General features: G+C 45.6%; 18 protein-coding genes and 1 other RNA gene. 17 read left to right on the top strand and 2 right to left on the bottom strand.

Annotated elements, in window-relative coordinates; all coding sequences use genetic code 11:
• Nucleotides 1-25: 25 nt before the first annotated feature.
• Complete coding sequence (locus CA598_RS21195) at nucleotides 26-2,086, bottom strand: transglycosylase domain-containing protein (RefSeq protein ID WP_094877830.1); 2,061 nt, start codon at nucleotides 2,084-2,086, stop codon at nucleotides 26-28.
• A gap of 224 nt (nucleotides 2,087-2,310) precedes the next feature.
• On the opposite strand from CA598_RS21195, the gene CA598_RS21190 reads away from it, so the two are divergent.
• From CA598_RS21190 to argS, 3 genes are all read left to right on the top strand, one after another.
• Nucleotides 2,311-3,495, top strand: coding sequence for a beta propeller repeat protein (locus CA598_RS21190; RefSeq protein WP_094877829.1), 1,185 nt, complete (start codon nucleotides 2,311-2,313; stop codon nucleotides 3,493-3,495).
• 325 nt (nucleotides 3,496-3,820) lie between these two features.
• A complete protein-coding gene (locus tag CA598_RS21185) occupies nucleotides 3,821-4,264 on the top strand; it encodes a YwiB family protein (protein WP_094877828.1) in 444 nt (147 codons plus the stop codon).
• Nucleotides 4,261-5,946 (top strand): arginine--tRNA ligase, encoded by a 1,686-nt coding sequence (gene argS / locus CA598_RS21180; protein ID WP_094877827.1) that lies wholly within the window; start codon nucleotides 4,261-4,263, stop codon nucleotides 5,944-5,946. The genes CA598_RS21185 and argS overlap by 4 nt, the downstream gene beginning before the upstream one ends.
• Before the next feature lie 128 nt (nucleotides 5,947-6,074).
• Here the strand turns inward: argS and CA598_RS21175 are convergent, their stop codons facing one another.
• Nucleotides 6,075-7,244 carry a S8 family peptidase gene (locus CA598_RS21175; RefSeq protein WP_094877826.1) on the bottom strand — a complete coding sequence of 390 codons (1,170 nt, stop codon included), beginning with the start codon at nucleotides 7,242-7,244 and terminating at the stop codon, nucleotides 6,075-6,077.
• A gap of 458 nt (nucleotides 7,245-7,702) precedes the next feature.
• Here CA598_RS21175 and rpoE point away from each other — a divergent pair, with 458 nt between their 5' ends.
• The 14 genes from rpoE (at nucleotide 7,703) to CA598_RS21105 (ending at nucleotide 20,569) form a co-directional block, all read left to right on the top strand.
• On the top strand, nucleotides 7,703-8,251 hold the full coding sequence (gene rpoE / locus CA598_RS21170; protein WP_094873249.1) for a DNA-directed RNA polymerase subunit delta: 549 nt from the start codon (nucleotides 7,703-7,705) through the stop codon (nucleotides 8,249-8,251).
• Between the two features lie 326 nt (nucleotides 8,252-8,577).
• Entirely contained in the window at nucleotides 8,578-10,185 is a 1,608-nt protein-coding gene (locus CA598_RS21165) for a CTP synthase (protein WP_094877825.1), read from the top strand.
• A 360-nt stretch (nucleotides 10,186-10,545) separates the two neighbouring features.
• Nucleotides 10,546-10,932, top strand: a complete 387-nt coding sequence (locus CA598_RS21160) for a response regulator (RefSeq protein WP_042123230.1) — start codon at nucleotides 10,546-10,548, stop codon at nucleotides 10,930-10,932.
• A 208-nt stretch (nucleotides 10,933-11,140) separates the two neighbouring features.
• A complete protein-coding gene (fba, locus tag CA598_RS21155) occupies nucleotides 11,141-11,995 on the top strand; it encodes a class II fructose-1,6-bisphosphate aldolase (protein WP_036679934.1) in 855 nt (284 codons plus the stop codon).
• Nucleotides 11,996-12,182: 187 nt separating this feature from the next.
• A complete protein-coding gene (locus tag CA598_RS21150; RefSeq protein ID WP_094877824.1) occupies nucleotides 12,183-13,436 on the top strand; it encodes a UDP-N-acetylglucosamine 1-carboxyvinyltransferase in 1,254 nt (417 codons plus the stop codon).
• Between the two features lie 163 nt (nucleotides 13,437-13,599).
• Nucleotides 13,600-14,952, top strand: a complete 1,353-nt coding sequence (gene rho / locus CA598_RS21145; RefSeq protein WP_042123234.1) for a transcription termination factor Rho — start codon at nucleotides 13,600-13,602, stop codon at nucleotides 14,950-14,952.
• Nucleotides 14,953-14,977: 25 nt separating this feature from the next.
• The gene (locus CA598_RS21140; RefSeq protein ID WP_094873246.1) at nucleotides 14,978-16,255 is read left to right on the top strand and encodes a radical SAM family protein; all 1,278 of its coding nucleotides are present in this window, start codon (nucleotides 14,978-14,980) and stop codon (nucleotides 16,253-16,255) included.
• 131 nt (nucleotides 16,256-16,386) lie between these two features.
• Complete coding sequence (gene rpmE, locus CA598_RS21135) at nucleotides 16,387-16,584, top strand: 50S ribosomal protein L31 (protein ID WP_042123239.1); 198 nt, start codon at nucleotides 16,387-16,389, stop codon at nucleotides 16,582-16,584.
• Between the two features lie 116 nt (nucleotides 16,585-16,700).
• Nucleotides 16,701-16,969: signal recognition particle sRNA large type (gene ffs, locus CA598_RS21130), an RNA gene on the top strand.
• A gap of 137 nt (nucleotides 16,970-17,106) precedes the next feature.
• Nucleotides 17,107-18,882 carry a DNA polymerase III subunit gamma/tau gene (gene dnaX / locus CA598_RS21125; RefSeq protein ID WP_094877823.1) on the top strand — a complete coding sequence of 592 codons (1,776 nt, stop codon included), beginning with the start codon at nucleotides 17,107-17,109 and terminating at the stop codon, nucleotides 18,880-18,882.
• A 47-nt stretch (nucleotides 18,883-18,929) separates the two neighbouring features.
• Nucleotides 18,930-19,241 carry a YbaB/EbfC family nucleoid-associated protein gene (locus tag CA598_RS21120; RefSeq protein ID WP_094873243.1) on the top strand — a complete coding sequence of 104 codons (312 nt, stop codon included), beginning with the start codon at nucleotides 18,930-18,932 and terminating at the stop codon, nucleotides 19,239-19,241.
• 39 nt (nucleotides 19,242-19,280) lie between these two features.
• Nucleotides 19,281-19,880 (top strand): recombination mediator RecR, encoded by a 600-nt coding sequence (gene recR / locus CA598_RS21115; protein WP_042123249.1) that lies wholly within the window; start codon nucleotides 19,281-19,283, stop codon nucleotides 19,878-19,880.
• 136 nt (nucleotides 19,881-20,016) lie between these two features.
• A complete protein-coding gene (locus CA598_RS21110) occupies nucleotides 20,017-20,268 on the top strand; it encodes a DUF2508 family protein (RefSeq protein ID WP_094873241.1) in 252 nt (83 codons plus the stop codon).
• A gap of 43 nt (nucleotides 20,269-20,311) precedes the next feature.
• Nucleotides 20,312-20,569: a pro-sigmaK processing inhibitor BofA family protein gene (locus CA598_RS21105; RefSeq protein WP_371915754.1), complete on the top strand. Its 258-nt coding sequence runs from the start codon at nucleotides 20,312-20,314 to the stop codon at nucleotides 20,567-20,569.
• Nucleotides 20,570-20,778 lie beyond the last annotated feature (209 nt).

Genomic DNA, 20,778 nt, shown 5'->3' with positions numbered 1-20,778 from the left:
AAAACCTCTTCAATGAATGAAGAGGTTAATTCAACCACCAGCGTTTAATATTGTTCCATAGGGAACGACTTTCTTCAGCAGGATCTACTTTGCTTTGTACATCATCTTCAGCGGGCCCTTTGCCGTGTTGATCACAGTATTCGGTGGGCTCAGTTCCGCTAATGAAAGTCTCCAGTTCTTTTTCGGGACAGGCTGCTGTAGCGAGCTTACCGGACTGCGGATTGATGTATACACTGATTACGCCATCTGGAATGGGAAAAATCTTAGGCGGGATATTTTCCAACGCTTTTTCAGTAAACTCCGCGAAAATTGGAGCTGCCCGTCGACCGTCGGTAGTTGTGATATCGCGCCCCTTATCATATCCAACCCAAACTGCAGTGGATAGCTCGGGGGTGAAGCCTACCATCCAGCCGTCTGTATCCGTAGTTCCAGTCTTGCCGGCTACCGGACGTTTGATTATAGAAGCTACGCGATTTCCTGTCCCCCCTGTCTCAAATACCCCCTCCATTAAACGGGTCAATACATAGGCGGCAGAAGGCTCTACAATGGCTTCACCCTTTGGCTGTGGTGCTTCATACAGCACCATTCCATTAGAATCCGTTATTTTTAGAATGGCTGTGGTTGGCATTTTTTGACCACTGTTTCCAATAACAGCGAATGCCGCAGCCATTTCTAGCGGACTGATCGGTGAGGTACCGAGTGCCAGTGACGGCACGCTTTGAAGCGGACTGTCAATGCCCATCTTGGCTGCCATCTCGCTCACCTTATCCGCGCCGATCTTCATGATCGTATTCACAGCATAGATATTGTCGGATGCTGCAATGGCTTGTCGCATATTGATTTCGCCCAGATACTTATCCCCGAAGTTCCGAGGCTGGTAGGTTTTGCGATTGTTATCATAATGGAACATCGTTGGCTGGCTTTTGAAAACGGAAAGACCAGTCATCTCTTTAGAAGAGAGTGCTGCTAAATACATGATCGGCTTAAAGGATGAGCCAGGCTGACGTGTGGTGGCTAGAGCATGATTGTATTGGTTGGTACGATAATTTTTCCCGCCGACCATAGCTTTAATGTAACCAGTGCGAGGATCAATGGAAACAAGAGCAGTCTCCAGATCACTCTTTTGATCCATCTCTTTGTCGACTGCTTGTTCTGCGGCATGCTGCATGTCAGGGTCAAGGGTAGTGTACACATTTAGCCCCCCTTGTTCCAGCTCATCACTGCTGATGTGAAGAGATTCTGTGGCCAGATTGCGGATATAATCTCTGAAATAAGGTGCAACCACAGTGGTATCCTTCTGGCCTTGTGGTTTTAAGTTCAAGTTCTCCTGAACAGCCTTTCCTGCTTCTTCTTGTGTGATTTCTCCTAAATTGGTCATGACAGTCAAAATAATTTTTTGGCGTTTTTTAGCGTTGTCTAAATGATTGTAAGGCGAATAATTGGTTGGTCCTTTTGGGATTCCAGCTAGCATGGTACTCTCAGCCAAGTCTAAATCCACTGCAGATTTACCAAAATACATTTGAGAGGCTGCTTCAATGCCATAGGCACCATGACCATAGTAGATGTTATTTAAATACATGTTCAAGATTTCATCTTTGCTGTATTTCATCTCGAGCTGCATCGTATACAAGGCTTCTTTAGCTTTGCGCGTCCATGTCTTTTCGTGGGATAGATAAAGATTTCTCGCGAGCTGCTGAGTTAGCGTGCTAGCCCCTTGCGTTCGGTTTCCCTCTTCCAGATTGACGAGCACGGCCCGAGCCATTCCCTTCATATCAAATCCGGAATGCTCGTAAAACTTACGGTCCTCGACAGCTAATGTGGCTTCAATGAGCAGGGGAGAAATTTGACTTAATTTGACCGGTTCACGGCTACGTCCGTCTGAGGTAAAGGTGGCAAGAATATTGCCCCTGGAGTCGAGTAGCTTGGAGCGCACATCGTCACCAATGGGGGGGAGATCTTTTTGATATAGGTAACCGAGCAGAGCTCCCGTAGTCAGTAGAAACAATATAATCATGGCTACCAGCAGCCGGAATAAACGGCGGAAGCGGCTTTTTCGTTTGGGTGGACTCGTTGATTCACGTGACATGGTACCAGACTCCCTTCTCTTTGTATTATGGGAAAGGAACTGGAAGGATATTCATTGTATAACTAGGTGATCTGTTAAAGGGACTATCGCCGGAGGAGATTTAAATGGGAGATGACAAACTGTTTCCATTTTGTGACTATTCAATGGTGGATCATGCGTGCTTCAGGAGGTATAAAAGAGTAGAGATTGAAAGCAAGGGTATATATACATTAGGAGGTGTCACTATGAACTGGACGAGAAAGATTCACAGAACGACAATAACCGCCCTTTCGGCGACGCTAATAATGGTTTCAGGGTGGGGTGCATCAGCTTCTTCTGTACATGCTGCGGCATCGGTCACGCCTGCGGCCTGCGGCACTGGAGATCATGGGCTACTACAGTCTCTGCAAAACAAGCACTCAGGAGACGTGTCCACACCGCTTACCTTTTCTGATGTTCAGTTTTTGAATGGAGATATCGGACGGGCAGCAGGCAATGGATTTATGATTGGCACTTCTAATGGAGGCTGCAATTTTCAAGAAATTTATGAAGGCCAATGGAGCTTTAAACAGATTGATTTTCCCGATAACGTGCATGGTTTTGCCCTTGCTTCTGTAGAAGACGGTCAAGCCCGATATTTAATCAGCACCTCTAATGGCGGCTCAGAATGGAAAAGACTTTCGAATAAACCAGTTAGCTTTGAAAGAATCGATTTTATCGACAGTAGGATTGGTTTCGGGTATAACAGGGCATCAACGTATTACACCAAGGACGGGGGACTTAGCTGGAGTAAGATTTCAACCCCATCCAATACACGCGGTGCTTATTTCATTGATCGTAATACGGGCTGGGCCGTTGTAACTATGCCGGCAACCGGCTACCGGGTAATGAAGACCACAGATGGCGGGAAAACTTGGAGTCAATCTTTAAAGGTAGCCTTTCCCGATCCAGAGTATGGGCAAATCACTGCAAAGGGAGATCAAGTTGATGTGGTTCTATTTGGCGGCTCAGGGATGAGTCAAACCTCATACTCCCTATATACAAGTACGAATAAGGGGAAAAGCTGGAATAGAGTGATCGCACAGGAAACTGCTGGCGGGGGGCCTGCTCCGGGTAGTGGAAAAGCTGTAGTGAATAAAGGGCCTGCGTCTGGCAGACCGGGAAATATGGAGCTGATAGGGAACAATACAACCTTCTTGGTGGGTTATTCCGACGCAGCAGAGAAAGTAGCGGTAGGACGCACATATAACGGTGGCAAGCAGTGGGCCAATCTTCCGGCGATTGCTGGGTATGAAGGGGTAATCTCGTTCACTAGTAATAAAGAAGGCTGGCTAGCCGTTCGCGAACGCGATTATTCATCGTTATATGTAACTAAAGATGGCGGCGCTTCTTGGCAACTTAGATTTTCGTTGAAAATTTTGTCCTTGTAATCCGTGTTTAGTAAAAGTAGTGAGCATAGCTTTTAGTTTTCTAAACGGTTCCTAAGGGAACCGTTTTTTTGTGATTATGAAGTTGGTTGCACTTGTGTACAGTTTTACTACATGTTCCAAGTGTGCTTTTATCCATTGATATGGTAAAATTTTATGAGCTAAGCTAGATCTAATGGATTCTGAGATTGAAATGCTTCTTTGGACTGGATATAGTGTACAATGGGAAAGCGAATAGGCCTTTGAATGAATATAAAAATGTTTAAGTTTTACGACAGGCGTTTTTCTTATGCAGAATGCAGAGGCTTGCAGAATGGAGGAACGTGTGATGCCCGAACTACAATCTAACAAATATGATGTCTCTATTACGCTCGTGAGCCTTCAAGATGGTCAGCGGAATGTTATGAAAGCGAATGGAGAGGTAGTATCCAAAGGATCGCATCTATATATTCAATATGAAGAGTTAGAGCAAGGCCCTCGAGGAGAGGAAATTTCTGTTCGTACAACCATAAAGATTGCAGGCAATCAGCTAAAACTAATCCGCCACGGTGGGATACAGTCGGAACAGAGCTTTCAATCCGGACGGCGTTTGCCGGGATTCTATCGTTCGCCATATACACAGTTTAATCTTTCAACAGAAACGAACAAGCTGGACGTGGTGCGCGAAGGGCGCTCCCTAACGGTTTCATGGGAATATGATTTGTACGTATACGAGGAATTGTCAGGAAAGTTTGCTATTAGTTTGCATATACAGGAGGAACCGAAATTATGACACAGAGAAAGAATCCGTTGGAGCTAGTGAATGAACGGGTAAAAGAAGCCATTGCCGATGCAATTGTGAATGCAGGAATTGTTGCACCGGAAGAGGTTCCGGATATCGTACTGGAAGTACCAAGAGATAAGGCACACGGTGATTTGGCTACGAACGCTGCTATGCAGCTGACCAAAATCGCAAAACGTAACCCGCGCCAGATTGCTGAGGCAATTATAGAACATTTGGAAACTAGCAGCGCTTCTATTGAAAAAGCTGAGATTGCCGGACCAGGCTTTATTAACTTTACGTTGTCCAAGAATTATTTGTACCCAATTATCAGCCTTGTTGCCGAGCAGGGCGATGATTATGGCCGTATTAACATCGGTCAAGGTCAGAAGGTTGAAATGGAATTCGTCAGCGCCAATCCAACGGGCAGCCTTCATTTAGGACATGCACGTGGTGCTGCTGTCGGCGATGCGCTTTGCAACGTACTCGATTATGCAGGCTATCAGGTGACACGGGAATATTATATTAATGATGCCGGTAACCAAGTGGTCAACCTGTGCAAATCCATTGAAACTCGTTACCTGCAGGAGCTGGGTCAAGAAGCAGAAATGCCTGAAGACGGTTACCATGGCGAGGACATTAAGGGATTTGCTAAAGAGCTTGTGGCTGAAAAGGGTGATACACTACTCGAAATGAGCCCAAGTGACCGCGCAGCTTTTTTCCGGACTTATGGACTGAATAAAGAGCTCGATAAAATTAAACGTGATCTGGGACTATTCCGCGTAAACTTCGATATCTGGTTCAGTGAGACTTCGCTGTACGAGAACGGAGAAGTGTTGCGCTCACTGGACGAGCTTCGTGATCGTGGAGAAGTTTATGAGCAGGATGGGGCAACCTGGCTGCAAACGACTAAGTATGGCGATGATAAAGACCGCGTTCTGATTAAGAACGATGGCACATACACCTACCTTACACCGGACATTGCTTATCACAGCGATAAGTATGGCCGCGGTTACGATAAAATGATTAACATTTGGGGTGCGGATCATCATGGCTATATTCCGCGGATGAAAGCGGCGATGTCAGCACTTGGCAATGATCCTGAGAAGCTGGTGGTTCTGATTGCTCAGATGGTCAGCCTGTTCCAGAATGGTGAAAAGGTTAAAATGTCAAAACGTACCGGCAAAGCGGTCACGATGGAAGATTTGATGGAGGAAGTAGGAATCGATGCGATTCGTTATTTCTTCACCATGCGTAGCATGGATTCCCATCTCGATTTCGATATGGACTTGGCGATCTCTACTTCTAATGAGAACCCTGTATTCTACGTTCAATATGCGCATGCGCGTATCTGCAGCATCTTCCGTCAGGCAGAGGAGCAAGGGATCTCCATTCCTGATTACGCTGAGATTGACTTCTCCAAGCTGACAGCAGTGCATGAATATGATCTGCTGCGCAAAATTGGTGAGCTACCAGCAGAAATTGCTGTTGCCGCTGAAGGTTATGCTCCACATCGCCTCATCCGTTATGTATATGAGCTGGCTGCGATGTTCCACAGTTATTACAAAGCTGAACGTGTAATCACTGAGGATGCCGCTCAAACCGTGGCACGTCTCGCACTGCTTGGTGCTGCGCGTACCACGATTGCTAATGTCCTGCGTCTTGTCGGTGTTTCTGCACCGGACCGCATGTAATTGAGGCATCAAACGACAAAAAATCCGCCTTCCGGTTCCCCGGGGGGCGGATTTTACTTTGTACCGTTCTTCGCACCGGCACAAGCTGCGCTCACGTCAGAGTGACCCACCCGGTGCCCGGGCAGGTTCTATACGTTCGCGGAGACCGACCGCTTGGCCCTCACTCCTGCTTTCAGCAGGCGTAGGGCATCGGCAGCGCCGCCGCCAAGAGATGCGCGTCGCTGCCCCTTGCGCAGCCGCACCGGGGACGCGGTGCGGCGCAAGAGCAGCTTCAGCTCCCTTGGGGAGAGCCCCGGTCGCACCGCGAGCAGCAGTGCAGCGGCTCCCGTGACATGCGAGGTCGCCATGGAGGTGCCGCTCATCTCTTTATAGCCCTCCTTCAGCCAGCAGGAGGACACACCTTCGCCGGGGCCGTATACATCGATATAAGAACCGCGGTTGCTGAAGCTGGCAACACGATGTCTTTTATCGATGGCGCCCACGGCAATCGTCTCAGGATAACGTGCCGGATAGTCCCCGCCACGTTTGCCGTCATTCCCGGAGGAGGCAATGATAGCGATTCCGGCTCGGTACGCTTTAATCACCACATTGTGAAGCGCTTTGCTTCGAGTTTTCATTCCGAAACTCATATTGATGATATCAATTTTGTTCTGTACGCACCAATCGATACCCAGTACAATGTCCGACACATAGGCGGATCCGCTATGATCAAAGGCCTTTACTGGATATAGCAGCGCTCGCGGAGCCACTCCCATCATACCTCGTGTTCCTCCTGCCGCAGCTAGGGTGCCGGCGATGTGAGTCCCGTGTCCATTATCATCCAGCGGTAACATTCCGCGGTGTAGTAGATTTACCCCAGCGGCTAAGGAATGCTTCAGATCAGGATGGCGGTAATCAGCGCCTGTGTCGATTACGCCGATTTTGACGTGGACTCCGGTTGACTTGGACCATGCCTGAGGAGCATGAATGGCTTTCACCCCCCAAGGGAGTGTTGCGGTACCGCTCTTTTCGTTAGCTATAGAATGGATTTGTATTTGTAGATCCTCTTCGACATTTAGGAGATCTGCAAAGCGGTTCATTAGTTTTCTGGCTCCGGCAGCAGGCACAAAAAAGGCCCGAATCAACGGAGATACCTGCACTTGCCGCAGTTCAGGCTGCTTCGCCTTCAGCGCCTTCCATTGTGTAAATGCTCCGGCATACTGGCGGGGATCATTGAAGGTAAGAATACGCCGCTCACCATTGTTGGGGGCAACCGATATTTCTTCAAGAAGCATGTTCCAAAATTTGTAATAGTCCATAGGTTTCGCTGTCCCCTCCTCGGTGCCCTGCTGCCATATTGTATGAGTGGAAGAGGGGGTCCGAATGGGAACTTGCCCTTTTTTAACGAAATGGGCTGCCCATCGTGTCAAAAGACGGCGCTTTACATAAAATAGACAGAAGAGATTAACACTCTCTTTGTAACATCACGTAAGGAGCCGATCCTTGGCGTGGATACAGTCATGAGCGGAGGGTTCCCTCCGCCTTTTTTTAATTAAAAGGAATTATAAGTTTCACACGGGTACATATGTTTTGGGTTTAATCTTCTTCAAGATGGAGACAGGTTTCTGCTAAGGATAACAGCCTGAGGGCTCTTTCTGTTCGCTGTTACCGCTTTTGACTTGCAATTTGTTGTCAAATAGGTTTTACTTAGTTTTGTTAATGGATATTATTGAAATAAACCGTAATGTGAACAATGCGTGAGAGGAAGTGTCCTTTAGTGAGTACGCCACTCAATTTAAAGCTAGACCCTGAGAAAGTTAAAGAAATGCCGATGGTGGATTTGGCCTTTCTAGTGCTTAAGGCAGCCAATACACCGTATTATTACCGTGATCTGATGGTCGAGGTAGCCAAGTTGCGCGGTATGACCGATCAACAAAGCCAAGATACTATTGCCCAGTTATATACCGAGATTAACATTGATGGGCGTTTTGCCTGTGTCGGAACCAACCTTTGGGGATTGAAACGCTGGTATCCTCTAGAGCGCTCTGATGATCCGGTTGGTAACACCAAACGCGTGCGTATCATCAACGATGAAGACGATGATTTGGAAGATGACGACTTTGCTGAAGAAGAAGAAAACTACGCTGCTGAAGAAGAGGATTTCGACGCTATCGATGAAGATCGTGACGACCTCTATTCCGACGACGACAGCGAAGAAGAAGTCGACGAAGATGTCGTGATCGATGAAGATGACATAGACGAAGATGACTCAGATGAAGACGATGCAGAAGATGACTCAGATGAAGATGCCGAAGCTGACAAGTAAGATAAATAATTTCAAAGCGTCTTGCTGATGGTATAATTCCTCCCTTGACAGTGGGGGAACGTCAGAGTAAACTATTGCATGGGCTTATCATGTAAGTTAATAAACGCGTTTTTTAAAATAAAAAGTGCCCCGGTTCTACGGGTGTCACTTTTTTGTTTTTTTAGATGCAAAGTAGCTGTAGTTTTATGTAATTTGCGGGACGACGCTTTATGTTTTCCCCGGTGAATCAAACTTTTGATTTCCCCTGTTTTGATGATAGTAAAACGGGTTACGATAAACACCATGCGCCGCTTTTATGTCTGGACTTTATTTAGGAGGGTTTTACAGTGACAAAGTATATTTTTGTAACGGGTGGCGTTGTGTCTTCCCTGGGCAAGGGCATTACCGCCGCTTCGCTGGGCAGGCTGCTCAAAAACAGAGGTCTAAAGGTAACGATTCAGAAATTTGATCCGTATCTTAACGTAGATCCTGGAACGATGAGTCCTTATCAGCACGGTGAAGTATTCGTAACCGATGACGGTGCGGAGACTGACCTTGACCTTGGACACTATGAACGGTTTATTGATATTAATCTGTCAAAGAACAACAATGTGACGACAGGTAAGATCTATTCATCCGTAATTAGCAAGGAACGTCGTGGAGAGTACTTGGGCGGAACTGTACAAGTTATCCCACATATTACGAATGAGATCAAAGAACGCGTGTTCCGCGCAGGCCGCGAGACCAACTCGGATGTTGTAATCACAGAGATTGGTGGAACCGTAGGTGATATTGAGAGTCTTCCGTTCCTGGAAGCTATTCGCCAAATCAAGAGTGATATTGGTCGGGAAAATGTAATGTATATCCATGTAACCTTGATTCCTTATATCAAGGCTGCTGGAGAAGTGAAGACAAAACCGACACAACACAGTGTTAAAGAGCTGCGCAGCATCGGTATTCAACCGAATGTCATCGTATGCCGTACGGAATATGAGCTTTCTGAAGACATGAAAGCGAAGATCGCACTCTTTTGCGATATTGATGCTAATGCTGTTGTGGAATGCCGTGATGCTTCAACGTTGTATGAAGTTCCATTGAATCTTCGTGATGAAGGATTGGACGAGATTGTTGTTAATCATTTGAAGCTTACAACTCCTGCGCCAGATATGCGTGAATGGGAAAGTATGCTTGAGCGGATTCAGAAGCTAGAGAAAACAGTGGAAATTGCGATTGTAGGGAAGTATGTAGCTCTGCATGATGCTTATTTGAGTGTTGTGGAATCTTTATCACACGCAGGTTTTGCCTCCAATGCAGAAGTTAAAGTACGCTGGGTAAATGCAGAGGAAATCACAGATGAGAACGTGGACGAAATGCTGCGCGGTGTTGGTGGTATTCTAGTTCCAGGTGGTTTCGGTGATCGGGGAATTGAAGGTAAAATCTCCGCAATTCGTTATGCCCGTGAAAAATTGATACCTTTCTTCGGAATTTGCTTAGGTATGCAAGTTTCCGTAATCGAATATGGCCGTTCTATTCTAGGTTTACAAGGTGCAAATAGCTCCGAAATCGATCCAAACACACCATATCCACTGATTGATCTGCTTCCTGAGCAGAAGGATATTGAAGATATGGGCGGTACTATGCGTCTTGGCTTGTATCCTTGTAAGATTGCTGAGGGTTCCCTGGCAATGTCTTGCTACGATGATGAACTGGTTTATGAGCGTCACCGTCACCGTTATGAGTTCAATAATACGTACCGTGATGAGATTGAAAAAGCAGGTCTGGTCATTTCCGGAACTTCCCCAGATGGCCGTTTAGTTGAGATCGTAGAGCTTCCGGGACATCCTTGGTTCTTATCGGTTCAATTTCATCCGGAATTCACTTCACGTCCGAACCGTCCACAACCGTTGTTCCGTGATTTCGTCAAAGCTTCTTTGACTCATTCCGAACAGCAGTAATTTTGTGAATATAATCGGAACCTACGGGTTCTATATCAAACTTGAAGAGCCTCCTATTGGAGGCTCTTTTTTTGTAACTATTCGAAAGTATAAGTTGTTCACCTGTCCTTCATGTCCCAAATTTCTCGCTTAAACGCTATAAGGACGTCGAAGGTGTTTATACCTGTTTGTCCATTTTGAAGAGCTCCGTAAATGACATCACTGTAATTCAGACTCTTTATTTACCCATTTTATCCAATTAGCAGGATTTGAGCAGTGAAGCACGAATAATAGGTTTCGTATGGGTTAGTTTCTGAAGGGGCCGTTAGCTGTGGAGAGCGCGGTATAGTCAATCTGGCTTAATCTCTGGGAGGGTATTATATGGAAAAAAAGAAAGTGTTAATTGTCGATGATCAGAACGGGATTCGGATTCTTCTTATGGAAGTGTTCAATAGCGAAGGATATACGACATTTCAAGCAGCTAACGGAAAATTAGCCTTAGACATTGTTCGCAGTGAGTCTCCTGACTTGGTTTTGCTCGATATGAAAATACCAGGAATGGATGGACTTGAGATTTTGAAGCATCTGAAGGAACTAAATCCGTCCATTAAGGTCATAATGATGACCGCTTATGGGGAGCTGGATATGATTAAGGAAGCAACCAAGCTAGGCGCATTGATGCATTTCACAAAGCCATTTGACATCGATGAAATGCGGGTAGCGGTCAATATGCATCTTCATAATAAGTCTGTAGATCAATGCAGTTAAAATGATATTTTCTGTATCGATTCTATTTGGGTATGGTGATTATAAACAGGTTGAGTGTAATTGCTATACAGGCTGGATAAAAATCGTCCCACCGGGACATTTTTTTGTTTATCCTATTTAGTATTTGACTCAGGTTGTGTTATAATAAGCCTGTATGTGATGTCGGTTTAAAAACATAGCCAACCAACATTCTTAGGAGGATGAAACCATGCCATTAGTATCTATGACAGACATGTTGAACAAAGCACTTGAAGGAAAATACGCAGTAGGTCAGTACAACATTAACAACTTGGAGTGGACACAAGCTATTCTTGGTGCCGCTGAACAAGAGAAATCACCAGTAATCCTTGGTGTATCCGAAGGCGCAGCACGTCACATGGGCGGCTTCACTACTGTTGTTAAGATGGTAGAAGGTCTAATTATCGATATGAATATCACAGTTCCTGTAGCGATCCACCTTGACCATGGATCTAGCTTTGATAAATGTAAAGCAGCAATTGATGCTGGATTTACATCCGTAATGATCGACGGTTCCCACCACCCAATCGATGAGAACATTGATATGACTAAAAAAGTCGTTGAATATGCTCACGCTAAAGGTGTTTCTGTAGAAGCAGAAGTAGGTACTGTTGGTGGACAAGAAGACGACGTTATCGGCGGCATCATGTATGCTAAGCTTGATGAGTGCGTACGTATTGTTAAAGAAACAGGTATCGACACTTTGGCTCCTGCACTAGGTTCCGTTCATGGACCTTACCATGGCGAGCCTAACCTCGGATTTAAAGAAATGGAAGAAATCCGCGATGCTACTAACATCCCAATGGTTCTTCATGGTGGTACAGGTATTCCTGAACATGACATCAAGAAAGCTATCTCCTTGGGTACTTCCAAAATCAACGTAAACACTGAGAACCAAATCGTGTTCGCAAAAGTTGTTCGCGAAGTTCTAGCTGCTAAACCTGATGCTTACGATCCACGTACATTTATCGCACCAGGTCGCGATGCGATCAAAGAAACCGTTATTGGTAAAATCCGCGAATTTGGATCCAACAACAAAGCCTAATCATTGTTAGCTTCCGCCACTGGTGGACAAGCAATTTGTAAAGGGCAGGGTGTAGCTCTGCCCAGTTGAATAGTTTGATGAGGAAAGCACACCGCTTAGCCGGTGTCTTTCCATTTTCATCACTAAAAGTCCACAGCACGTATTGCCCACACAGCTGCAATACACGTAGGGGGAAATTGATAAATCTATGGAAAAATTAATGATTGGCGGTGGACGTCCGCTAGAGGGCGTTGTAACCATCAGTGGAGCAAAGAATAGTGCTATTGCACTTATTCCTGCGGCGATTTTGGCCGAATCTGAAGTTGTTCTTGATAATTTACCGTCCCTTAGTGATGTAGCCGTTTACTCCGAAATCTTGCAAGAGCTTGGCGCAAGTGTATCTTGGTCAGGCAACCAGATGAAAATTGATCCTTCGCGTATTGTATCTATACCTATGCCTAATGGTCCGGTTAAGAAACTTCGAGCTTCGTACTATATGATGGGAGCTCTACTTGGAAGATTCAAAGAAGCGACAATAGGTCTTCCTGGTGGTTGTAACTTCGAACCTCGTCCAATCGATCAGCATATCAAAGGATTCGAGGCACTGGGAGCGACAGTTACCAACGAACATGGTTCTATCCACTTATATGCTAAAGAACTACGCGGTGCGAAAATTTATTTAGACGTATCAAGCGTAGGTGCCACTATTAACATCATGCTGGCGGCTTCACGTGCCAAAGGCTCCACAATTATTGAAAATGCGGCTAAAGAGCCTGAGATTATAGATGTAGCAACCCTATTGAATTCTATGGGCGCTGTTATTAAAGGCGCTGGTACAGAAACCATCAGAATCGAAGGGGTATCAGAGATGCACGGTTGCCGTCACTCCATTATTCCCGATCGGATTCAAGCTGGAACTTATATGATTGCCGCTGCGGCTACGCGTGGTAATGTGATGATAGATAACGTAATTCCTAAGCATTTGGAAGCTTTAACGGCCAAGCTTTTAGAGATGGGCGTTGATATTGAAGAGCTTGATGAAAGTATTCGCGTTATAGGTAGAGCTAAATATGAGCACGCAGATGTCAAAGCGTTGACCTATCCTGGCTTTCCTACAGATTTACAATCTCCTATGACAAGTATGTTGACACAGGCGGAAGGCGTTAGTGTGCTTAGCGATTTCGTCTACAGCAACCGTTTTAAACATGTGCCAGAATTGGTACGTATGGGCGCGAAAATTCGCGTTGAAGGCCGTTCTGCAATTATTGAGGGTGGTAAGCTTAACGCTGCAAAGGTGAAAGCGACTGATTTACGGGCAGGCGCTGCTCTTGTCATTGCTGGATTGACGGTAGGGGATGGGATCACCGAGGTGACCGGCGTAGAATATATTGACCGTGGTTATGATAATTTAGTGAGCAACCTTCGACAACTTGGTGCTCATGTTTGGCGTGAGAACGAATAAAATTAGGATATCCCGTTTGGAAGGAGGGTTATTTGCTTACTTACCGCATATATCCTTCCAAATTGGGTATTAATATCCTAATGGGCATTTTAATAGACTCATCATTTTGCCTAGTAGATAGACTAGGGCGAACTCATTTAAAAATTGAATAGGTGGTTATTACATGGATCTTCAAATTTCCGATTTGGAAGAAATGAAGCTGACCGAGTTGTATAAGCTGGCCAAGAAATACCAGATCCCTTATTACGGACAGCTGAAGAAACGGGAACTGATCTTTGCGATCCTTCGGGCACAGGCAGAGCAAAGCGGTCTTATGTTTATGGAAGGCGTACTGGAAATTCTACCCGAGGGCTATGGATTTCTAAGGCCGATTAACTATTTGCCTAGTGCTGAAGATATTTATATCTCAGCCTCACAAATTCGGAAGTTTGATCTCAGAAGCGGAGATCTTGTATCTGGGAAATGCCGGACGCCGAAAGAAAATGAACGATATTTTGGCCTGCTTCAAGTCAATGCCGTTAATGGTGAGAACCCTGCTAGCGCAGCGGAGCGACTACATTTTCCAGCATTAACACCACTTTATCCGCAAGACAAGCTACCGCTTGAAACATCCCCTACTCATTTGTCTACCCGAATAATGGATTTGCTCGCTCCTGTAGGTTTGGGGCAGCGGGGTTTGATTGTAGCACCTCCTAAAGCAGGAAAAACGCTCCTCTTGAAAGAAATTGCCAATAGTATTTCCACTAATAATCCTGAGATTGAACTCTTTGTATTGCTAATAGATGAGCGTCCCGAAGAAGTAACCGATATGCAGCGTTCAGTAAAAGGCGAAGTGGTTGCATCGACATTTGATGAGCTCCCAGAGAATCATATTAAAGTGGCCGAACTTGTGTTGCAAAGAGCTCTTCGTTTAGTTGAGCACAAGAAGGATGTAGTTATTCTTTTAGATAGCATTACCCGTCTTGCACGTGCGTATAATCTTGTGGTTCCACCATCTGGACGCACACTTAGCGGGGGGATTGACCCGGCAGCCTTTCATCGGCCGAAACGGTTTTTTGGTTCTGCACGGAATGTAGAAGAGGGCGGTTCACTGACTATTTTAGCAACTGCTTTAATTGATACCGGATCACGTATGGATGATATTATTTATGAAGAGTTTAAGGGTACTGGTAATATGGAGCTTCATTTGGATCGCAAATTGGCGGAACGCCGTATATTCCCTGCTATTGATATTCGTCGTTCAGGTACACGTCGTGAAGAAGTGCTCTTGAGCAAAGAAGAGCTTGATACGATCTGGGCGATTCGCAAAAATATGAATGAATCCTACGATTTTGTGGAGGGATTCATCAAAAAGCTGCGTGATACAAAGACTAATGCTGAATTCTTAGCATCATTTGACGTTGCGGGAGCTAAACAATCGCCAAATGGAACTGCAAGTAGCGGAGGAACTTCCAACAGTGGTACGGCTGCTCGTCGCACAACACGGGCAAAGACTTCTTCAGTACCTACAACTTGAGAATTGATAATAAGAGGAGACTAACATGTATTTGGTATATGCCGACGGGCAAGGAAACGTATATGATCATCCAGAACTGTACGGGCTAGCCCGTAGTGGGGATATGATCGTTGAAATGTTGGAGGAAGAGTTGATTCCGCTGCCTGAAGGCGCCACTCTTGTGGGCTTGCCTAGTACGCGGGCGGTGGGTATGGATCCAGAGACAGGTGAAATGATGGCGTTGCCGGATGGCTCACAGGCTGTAGGCGCGCTGCTGCCTCAGGGCTATACTCGCTTGTGTCTTCCTGGGTATGTAAAGACAGATAAGTCTTACAAGCTTCCTCTGTTTGGGTATTCGGCTGTAGTGTGGAAGGATGGCGGGTTCTATGTTGCGGCGGATCCAACCGATAATCCGGAGAAATGGAACCCGCTGAACTGTGATAAACAGGATCTCGAGGTAAGCGTTGGCGAGTTGACTGCCAAATATCCTGATAACCGCCTCTATGAACATCTTTCTAACTGTGCGCTTGGTTATGAATGCTTGACTTCCTCCAACACCTTCTTAGGGCGCTGGGAGGGCGGTGTGCCTGTCTCTTATTCATGTAATGCTGGTTGTTTTGGCTGTATTTCTGAGCAACCTGATGATAGTGGTTTTGTGTCTCCGCAGACTCGGATGAATTTCCGACCAACGGTCAATGAAATTTCACAAGTTATGTTGGAGCACTTGAAGACGCCTGAGTCGATTATCAGTTTTGGACAAGGTTGCGAAGGTGAACCTTCTACGCAGGCAAAACTTATTATAGAAGCAATCCGTGAAGTGCGCTCGATTACTGACATGGGCTATATTAATATCAACACCAATGCTGGCTTAAGCGATCATATTCGTGGAATCGTCGATGCTGGGCTGGATTTGATGCGTGTCAGCACGATCAGTGCTCTAGATGATCATTATAATGCTTATTACAAACCACGTGGCTACACATTGGCTAATGTAGAGAAGTCTTTGAAATATGCTGCCTCGCAGGGCGTTTACACATCGATCAACTATCTGATTTTCCCTGGAGTAACTGACCGTGAAGAAGAGATTGAGGCGATGGTGGAGTTTGTAAGACGTACGGATCTGAAGCTTATTCAGATGCGTAACCTGAACATTGATCCAGAGAGTTATCTGGAGTTAATTCCTCCTGCTAAGGGTGAAATTCTCGGTATGAAGACAATGCTGGAAATTTTCCGTGACGAATTGCCGGATGTTGTTATTGGTTCTTACACCCATGTACCGCCAGCAAATATGGCTCGGCTAAAGCAACGGCAACTCAACATTTAATAGAGCAAATATACCAATGAATTACCAATGAAACATATTGATCAATTGAATTTTTCGTGCTAAAATACCACAGTGTAATCATATAACTCTGGGTCCGCATGAGGCTTAGGGCATGAGAGGTGAAATTCAAAATGCAAGCAGCAATTCAACCAAAGTATAACTTAACTAAGGTAACCTGCGCATGTGGCAACTCTTTCGAAGCTGGCTCTGTTAAACAAGAGCTTCGTGTTGAAATTTGCTCCAGCTGCCATCCTTTCTTCACTGGCAAGCAGAAGTTCCTGGATGCCGGCGGTCGCGTTGATAAATTTAAGAAGAAATACGGTATCTAATTGGAATAGCCGCTTAGCGGCTTAATGGTTAGATCGAGCTCCCAGCTTTCTCGCTGGGGGCTCATTTTATGTCTTGGAGTTGATTTTTATCCGAGCGTGAGCTATACTTATCTTCGCCGTGCTAGACGGGGAGGTAGCGGTGCCCTGTAACTCGCAATCCGCTGTAGCGAGGTTGAATTCCTGTTAGAGGTGCTATCGATGTGAGGCCTTGGTTCCTACGGGCTGTGTTGACGGTTGGGTCCTCCGCAATGAGTGCTTATGAACCTGGTCAGGTCCGGAAGGAAGCAGCCATAAGTAAGTTTACTCTTGTGCCGGAGGGTGGCCTAACCCGAGCAGTCATGTAGGGTTGCCGCTTGGATCGTAGTCATCAATAACAGGTGCACGGTTTATAATTCTGTTTATAACAGCATCTTTGCCACAAGCAAAGATGCTTTTTGTTTTTGGTCAATAGCCGATGAATATAGTATAATAAATTTGCGACAAATGCCGGGAAAGAGGCAGCCTAAGAGAGGGTAATGCATAGTGGAACATATCGCGCTGTACCGTGCTTGGCGGCCGCAGTCGTTTCAAGACATGGTTGGACAACAGCACATTATCCAAACGCTGCAGAACGCAATTCGTGAACAGCGGGTTTCGCATGCCTATCTGTTCAGTGGTCCGCGGGGAACTGGTAAGACAAGTGCTGCTAAAGTCTTAGCGAAAGCGGTCAATTGTGAACGTGGGCCAGGTCCGGAGCCTTGCAACGAGTGTCCTTCCTGCTTGCGAATCACTGCGGGTAATGTGATGGATGTGCAGGAAATAGACGCGGCATCCAACCGGGGCGTAGAAGAGATTCGCGACCTCCGGGACAAGGTGAAATATGCACCTACCGAGGTGCGCCGTAAAGTGTATATTATTGATGAAGTGCATATGCTGACAACAGAAGCATTTAATGCGCTATTAAAGACATTGGAAGAACCACCGTCACATGCAATGTTCATCCTTGCAACTACGGAACCTCATAAATTGCCAGCGACGATCATCTCTCGTTGTCAGCGGTTTGACTTCCGTAGAGTAGCTTTGGAAGAACAGACGGCACATCTAAGTGCTATCTGTGAGAAGGAAGGGATTACAGCCGATGTTAACGCATTGCAGTATATTGCCCGCCTTTCTGATGGGGGTATGCGCGATGCAGTAAGCTTGCTGGATCAGATTTCATCTTTTACAGATGGCAAAGTTACGTACGAACAAGTGCTAGGGATGACCGGAGGGATACCCTCTGAGCAATTTGCACGTCTTGCCACTGCCATATTGGAAGGTGATATGGGTCTTCTGCTGGAGCTTGTTGAACAGCTTATGCATGAAGGTAAAAGTGCTGATAAATGTCTAGAGAATCTTATGTATTATTTTCGTGATTTATTGATGATTAAGATGGTACCCGGGGCCGATCAACTGACGGAGCGAGTGCTTAATCCTACCGAATTTAAGGATATGGCCACCGCATTTTCCCGGGAGCGTCTGTTTCAGATCGTAGATACACTTAATAAGTACCTAGGTGAAATGAAGTATGCTACTCATCCGCAGACGTTGTTTGAAGTCGCGCTGATGAAGCTTTGTAGCTTGCAGCAAGAGGGAAGTGAGACCGCATCAGCTGCTCCGTTAGGCGCATTACAGGCTGGATCAGGGGTGAATGCTCCTGCGGTTCACTCTGGTGAACTGGATCTGCTCAAGAGACAGATTACTGCGCTGGAGAAAAAGCTGGAACAAGCATTGCAGTCCGGTGGTATTTCCGGAGGTGGGCGAGAGGGTGCTTCGTCTGCGAAATCGAATCCGACTCCAAGTTCTGCGCCTAGAATCTCTGCTGCCTCCAAAATGCCTCCAAATGTTGATAAGTTTATTGCTGGTAAGGATAGTCCTGATTTTGCAGCTATCTACAAACAGTGGAGTCTTGTCTTGCAAGGGGTAAAAGAGGAGAAGGTAACGGTTCATGCGTGGTTTGTAGACGGAGAACCTGTATCCGTAATGGACGATGCTGTGCTTGTTGCATTCAAGAACACGATTCATCGTGATACAACGGAGAAACCGGCAAATAGACAGGTCATTGAGAATGTGCTAGCAGCGCGTCTTGGTAAACCTTATAGACTGGTAACTATTATGCAGCGTGATTGGAACGAAGCCGCTCAGAAGCAGGTGGGACAGCCTAGCAAAGAAGAGTTGCGGTTAGAGCATGAACATGATACTGCAGATGCCAAATCTGAACCTTGGATTGATGAGGCTATCCAGCTTTTTGGAGAAGACCTTGTTGTCATAAAAGAGTAATGTAAGCATACTAGCGCAAATAGCGCATTCCAAAGGAGAGATGATGTATGAATAATATGAACCAAATGATGAAGCAAGTGAAGAAAATGCAGGAGCAAATGCTTAAAGCTCAAGAAGAATTGGGTGGCAAGGTTATTGAAGGCACATCAGGTGGCGGTGTAGTTACAGTTCAAGTTAATGGCCACAAAAAATTGCTTTCTATTCAAATCAAGCCAGAAGCTGTTGATCCGGAAGATGTTGAAATGCTACAGGATTTAGTAATCACTGCGGTTAATGATGCTTTGACTCAAGCTGAAGAGCTTGCGAACAATGATATGGGTAAATTTACTGGTGGAATGAAGATCCCAGGCTTGTTCTAATTCACTCACTCCACTTTCGTCTAAAGGAGAATTATTAATTTGTATTATCCCGAACCGCTAGCCAAGCTGATCGATGCTTTTACGCGCTTACCCGGGATTGGGCCGAAGACAGCCGCCCGGTTAGCTTTTCATGTGCTTAACATGAAAGAGGACGATGTCATTGATTTTGCTAAAGCGCTAGTAAGTGTCAAACGTAATCTTCATTATTGCTCCGTCTGCTGTAATATTACGGATACGGATCCGTGTAAGATATGTCAGGACAAAACTAGAGACCCTTCAGTAATCTGTGTGATCCAAGACTCCAAGGATTTGGTGGCAATAGAACGAACCAAAGAGTTTAATGGGTATTATCACGTTCTTCAGGGTGCGATTTCACCTATGGAAGGTATAGGCCCTGATGATATTCGCTTGAAGGAATTATTGACTCGTTTGAGTGATGAAAGAGTGAGTGAGCTTATCATGGCGACCAACCCCAACATTGAGGGTGAGGCAACGGCGATGTATATTTCTCGTCTAGTTCGTCCTTTTGAGATTAAAATCACCAGAATAGCCCATGGCTTGCCTGTTGGTGGCGATCTTGAGTATGCCGACGAGGTTACCTTGTCCAAAGCGTTGGAAGGTCGTCGTGAGCTATTCTAGTAGCTCTAAAGTCGTGTTTTTTAAAAGGAGGCCCCCTGGGCCTCCTTTTTTTGTTCTAAGTTTGTCCCTATCCCGATATGAATGAGAATAAAGAGATGTGATTTTGCATCGAAATTATTCTGAGGAGGAATGGGATATGGGATGGTGGAGCTCATTGTGGCGGGGAGCAGATGAAGAACAGGGTAGAAAAGATACGGAGGGCTGGGAAACGTTGCTGGAAGTTCGTAAGGCACAATCCGAGTGGGAGAGAGCGTACCTAATGTTTGATGAAGCGCTGGGTCAAGATCAAATTGATTATGCTATTTATATTTTAGAGGCAGCAGAGCGCAAGTATCAGATACATCTCAAACATGCAAAGAGCATTGGATTAAATAGCAGTCAGATGTAGCCGCTAGCCAAATGAAAATATAGGAGGGATCAACATGCTAAGAATGTTAGCTATAGGAGTACTGGTCATATCAGTTGTGTTGTTAAGTGTAATTGTATTCCGGAAAAAGCTTGGCTTTGGATGGCTTAGTCTGTTCGGAGCTCATTTGGTACTGGCTGCGCTCGCGATATATGTAGTGAATTTCTCGGGTTTAATCACACAAGTTCATATTCCCCTGAATCCTGCAACCATAGGCGCAGTAACGGTTCTTGGCCTTCCAGGCGTTGTAATGTTAATAGGATTAAGAATTATTTTGTTTTAATGCTTGACGTGAGTTTGAAAAATATGATACATTAAGTCTCGCCCCTTTGGACAAGATGTTGATTAACAACTTGCTGAAACGGTAAGCGAAAAAAAGAAATTAAAAAAACGCTTGACGAAAACAAAGGTGCTGTGATATATTATAAAGGTCGCTGCTGACAAGCAACGACGACGAAAGATGAGACATTGATCTTTGAAAACTGAACAACG

Source organism: Paenibacillus sp. VTT E-133291 (assembly GCF_002264395.1).
Classification (GTDB): Bacteria; Bacillota; Bacilli; order Paenibacillales; family Paenibacillaceae; genus Paenibacillus_AQ; species Paenibacillus_AQ nitricinens.
The sequence above is the reverse complement of the archived record's forward strand: the minus strand, read 5'-3'. Positions and strand labels throughout refer to the sequence as shown.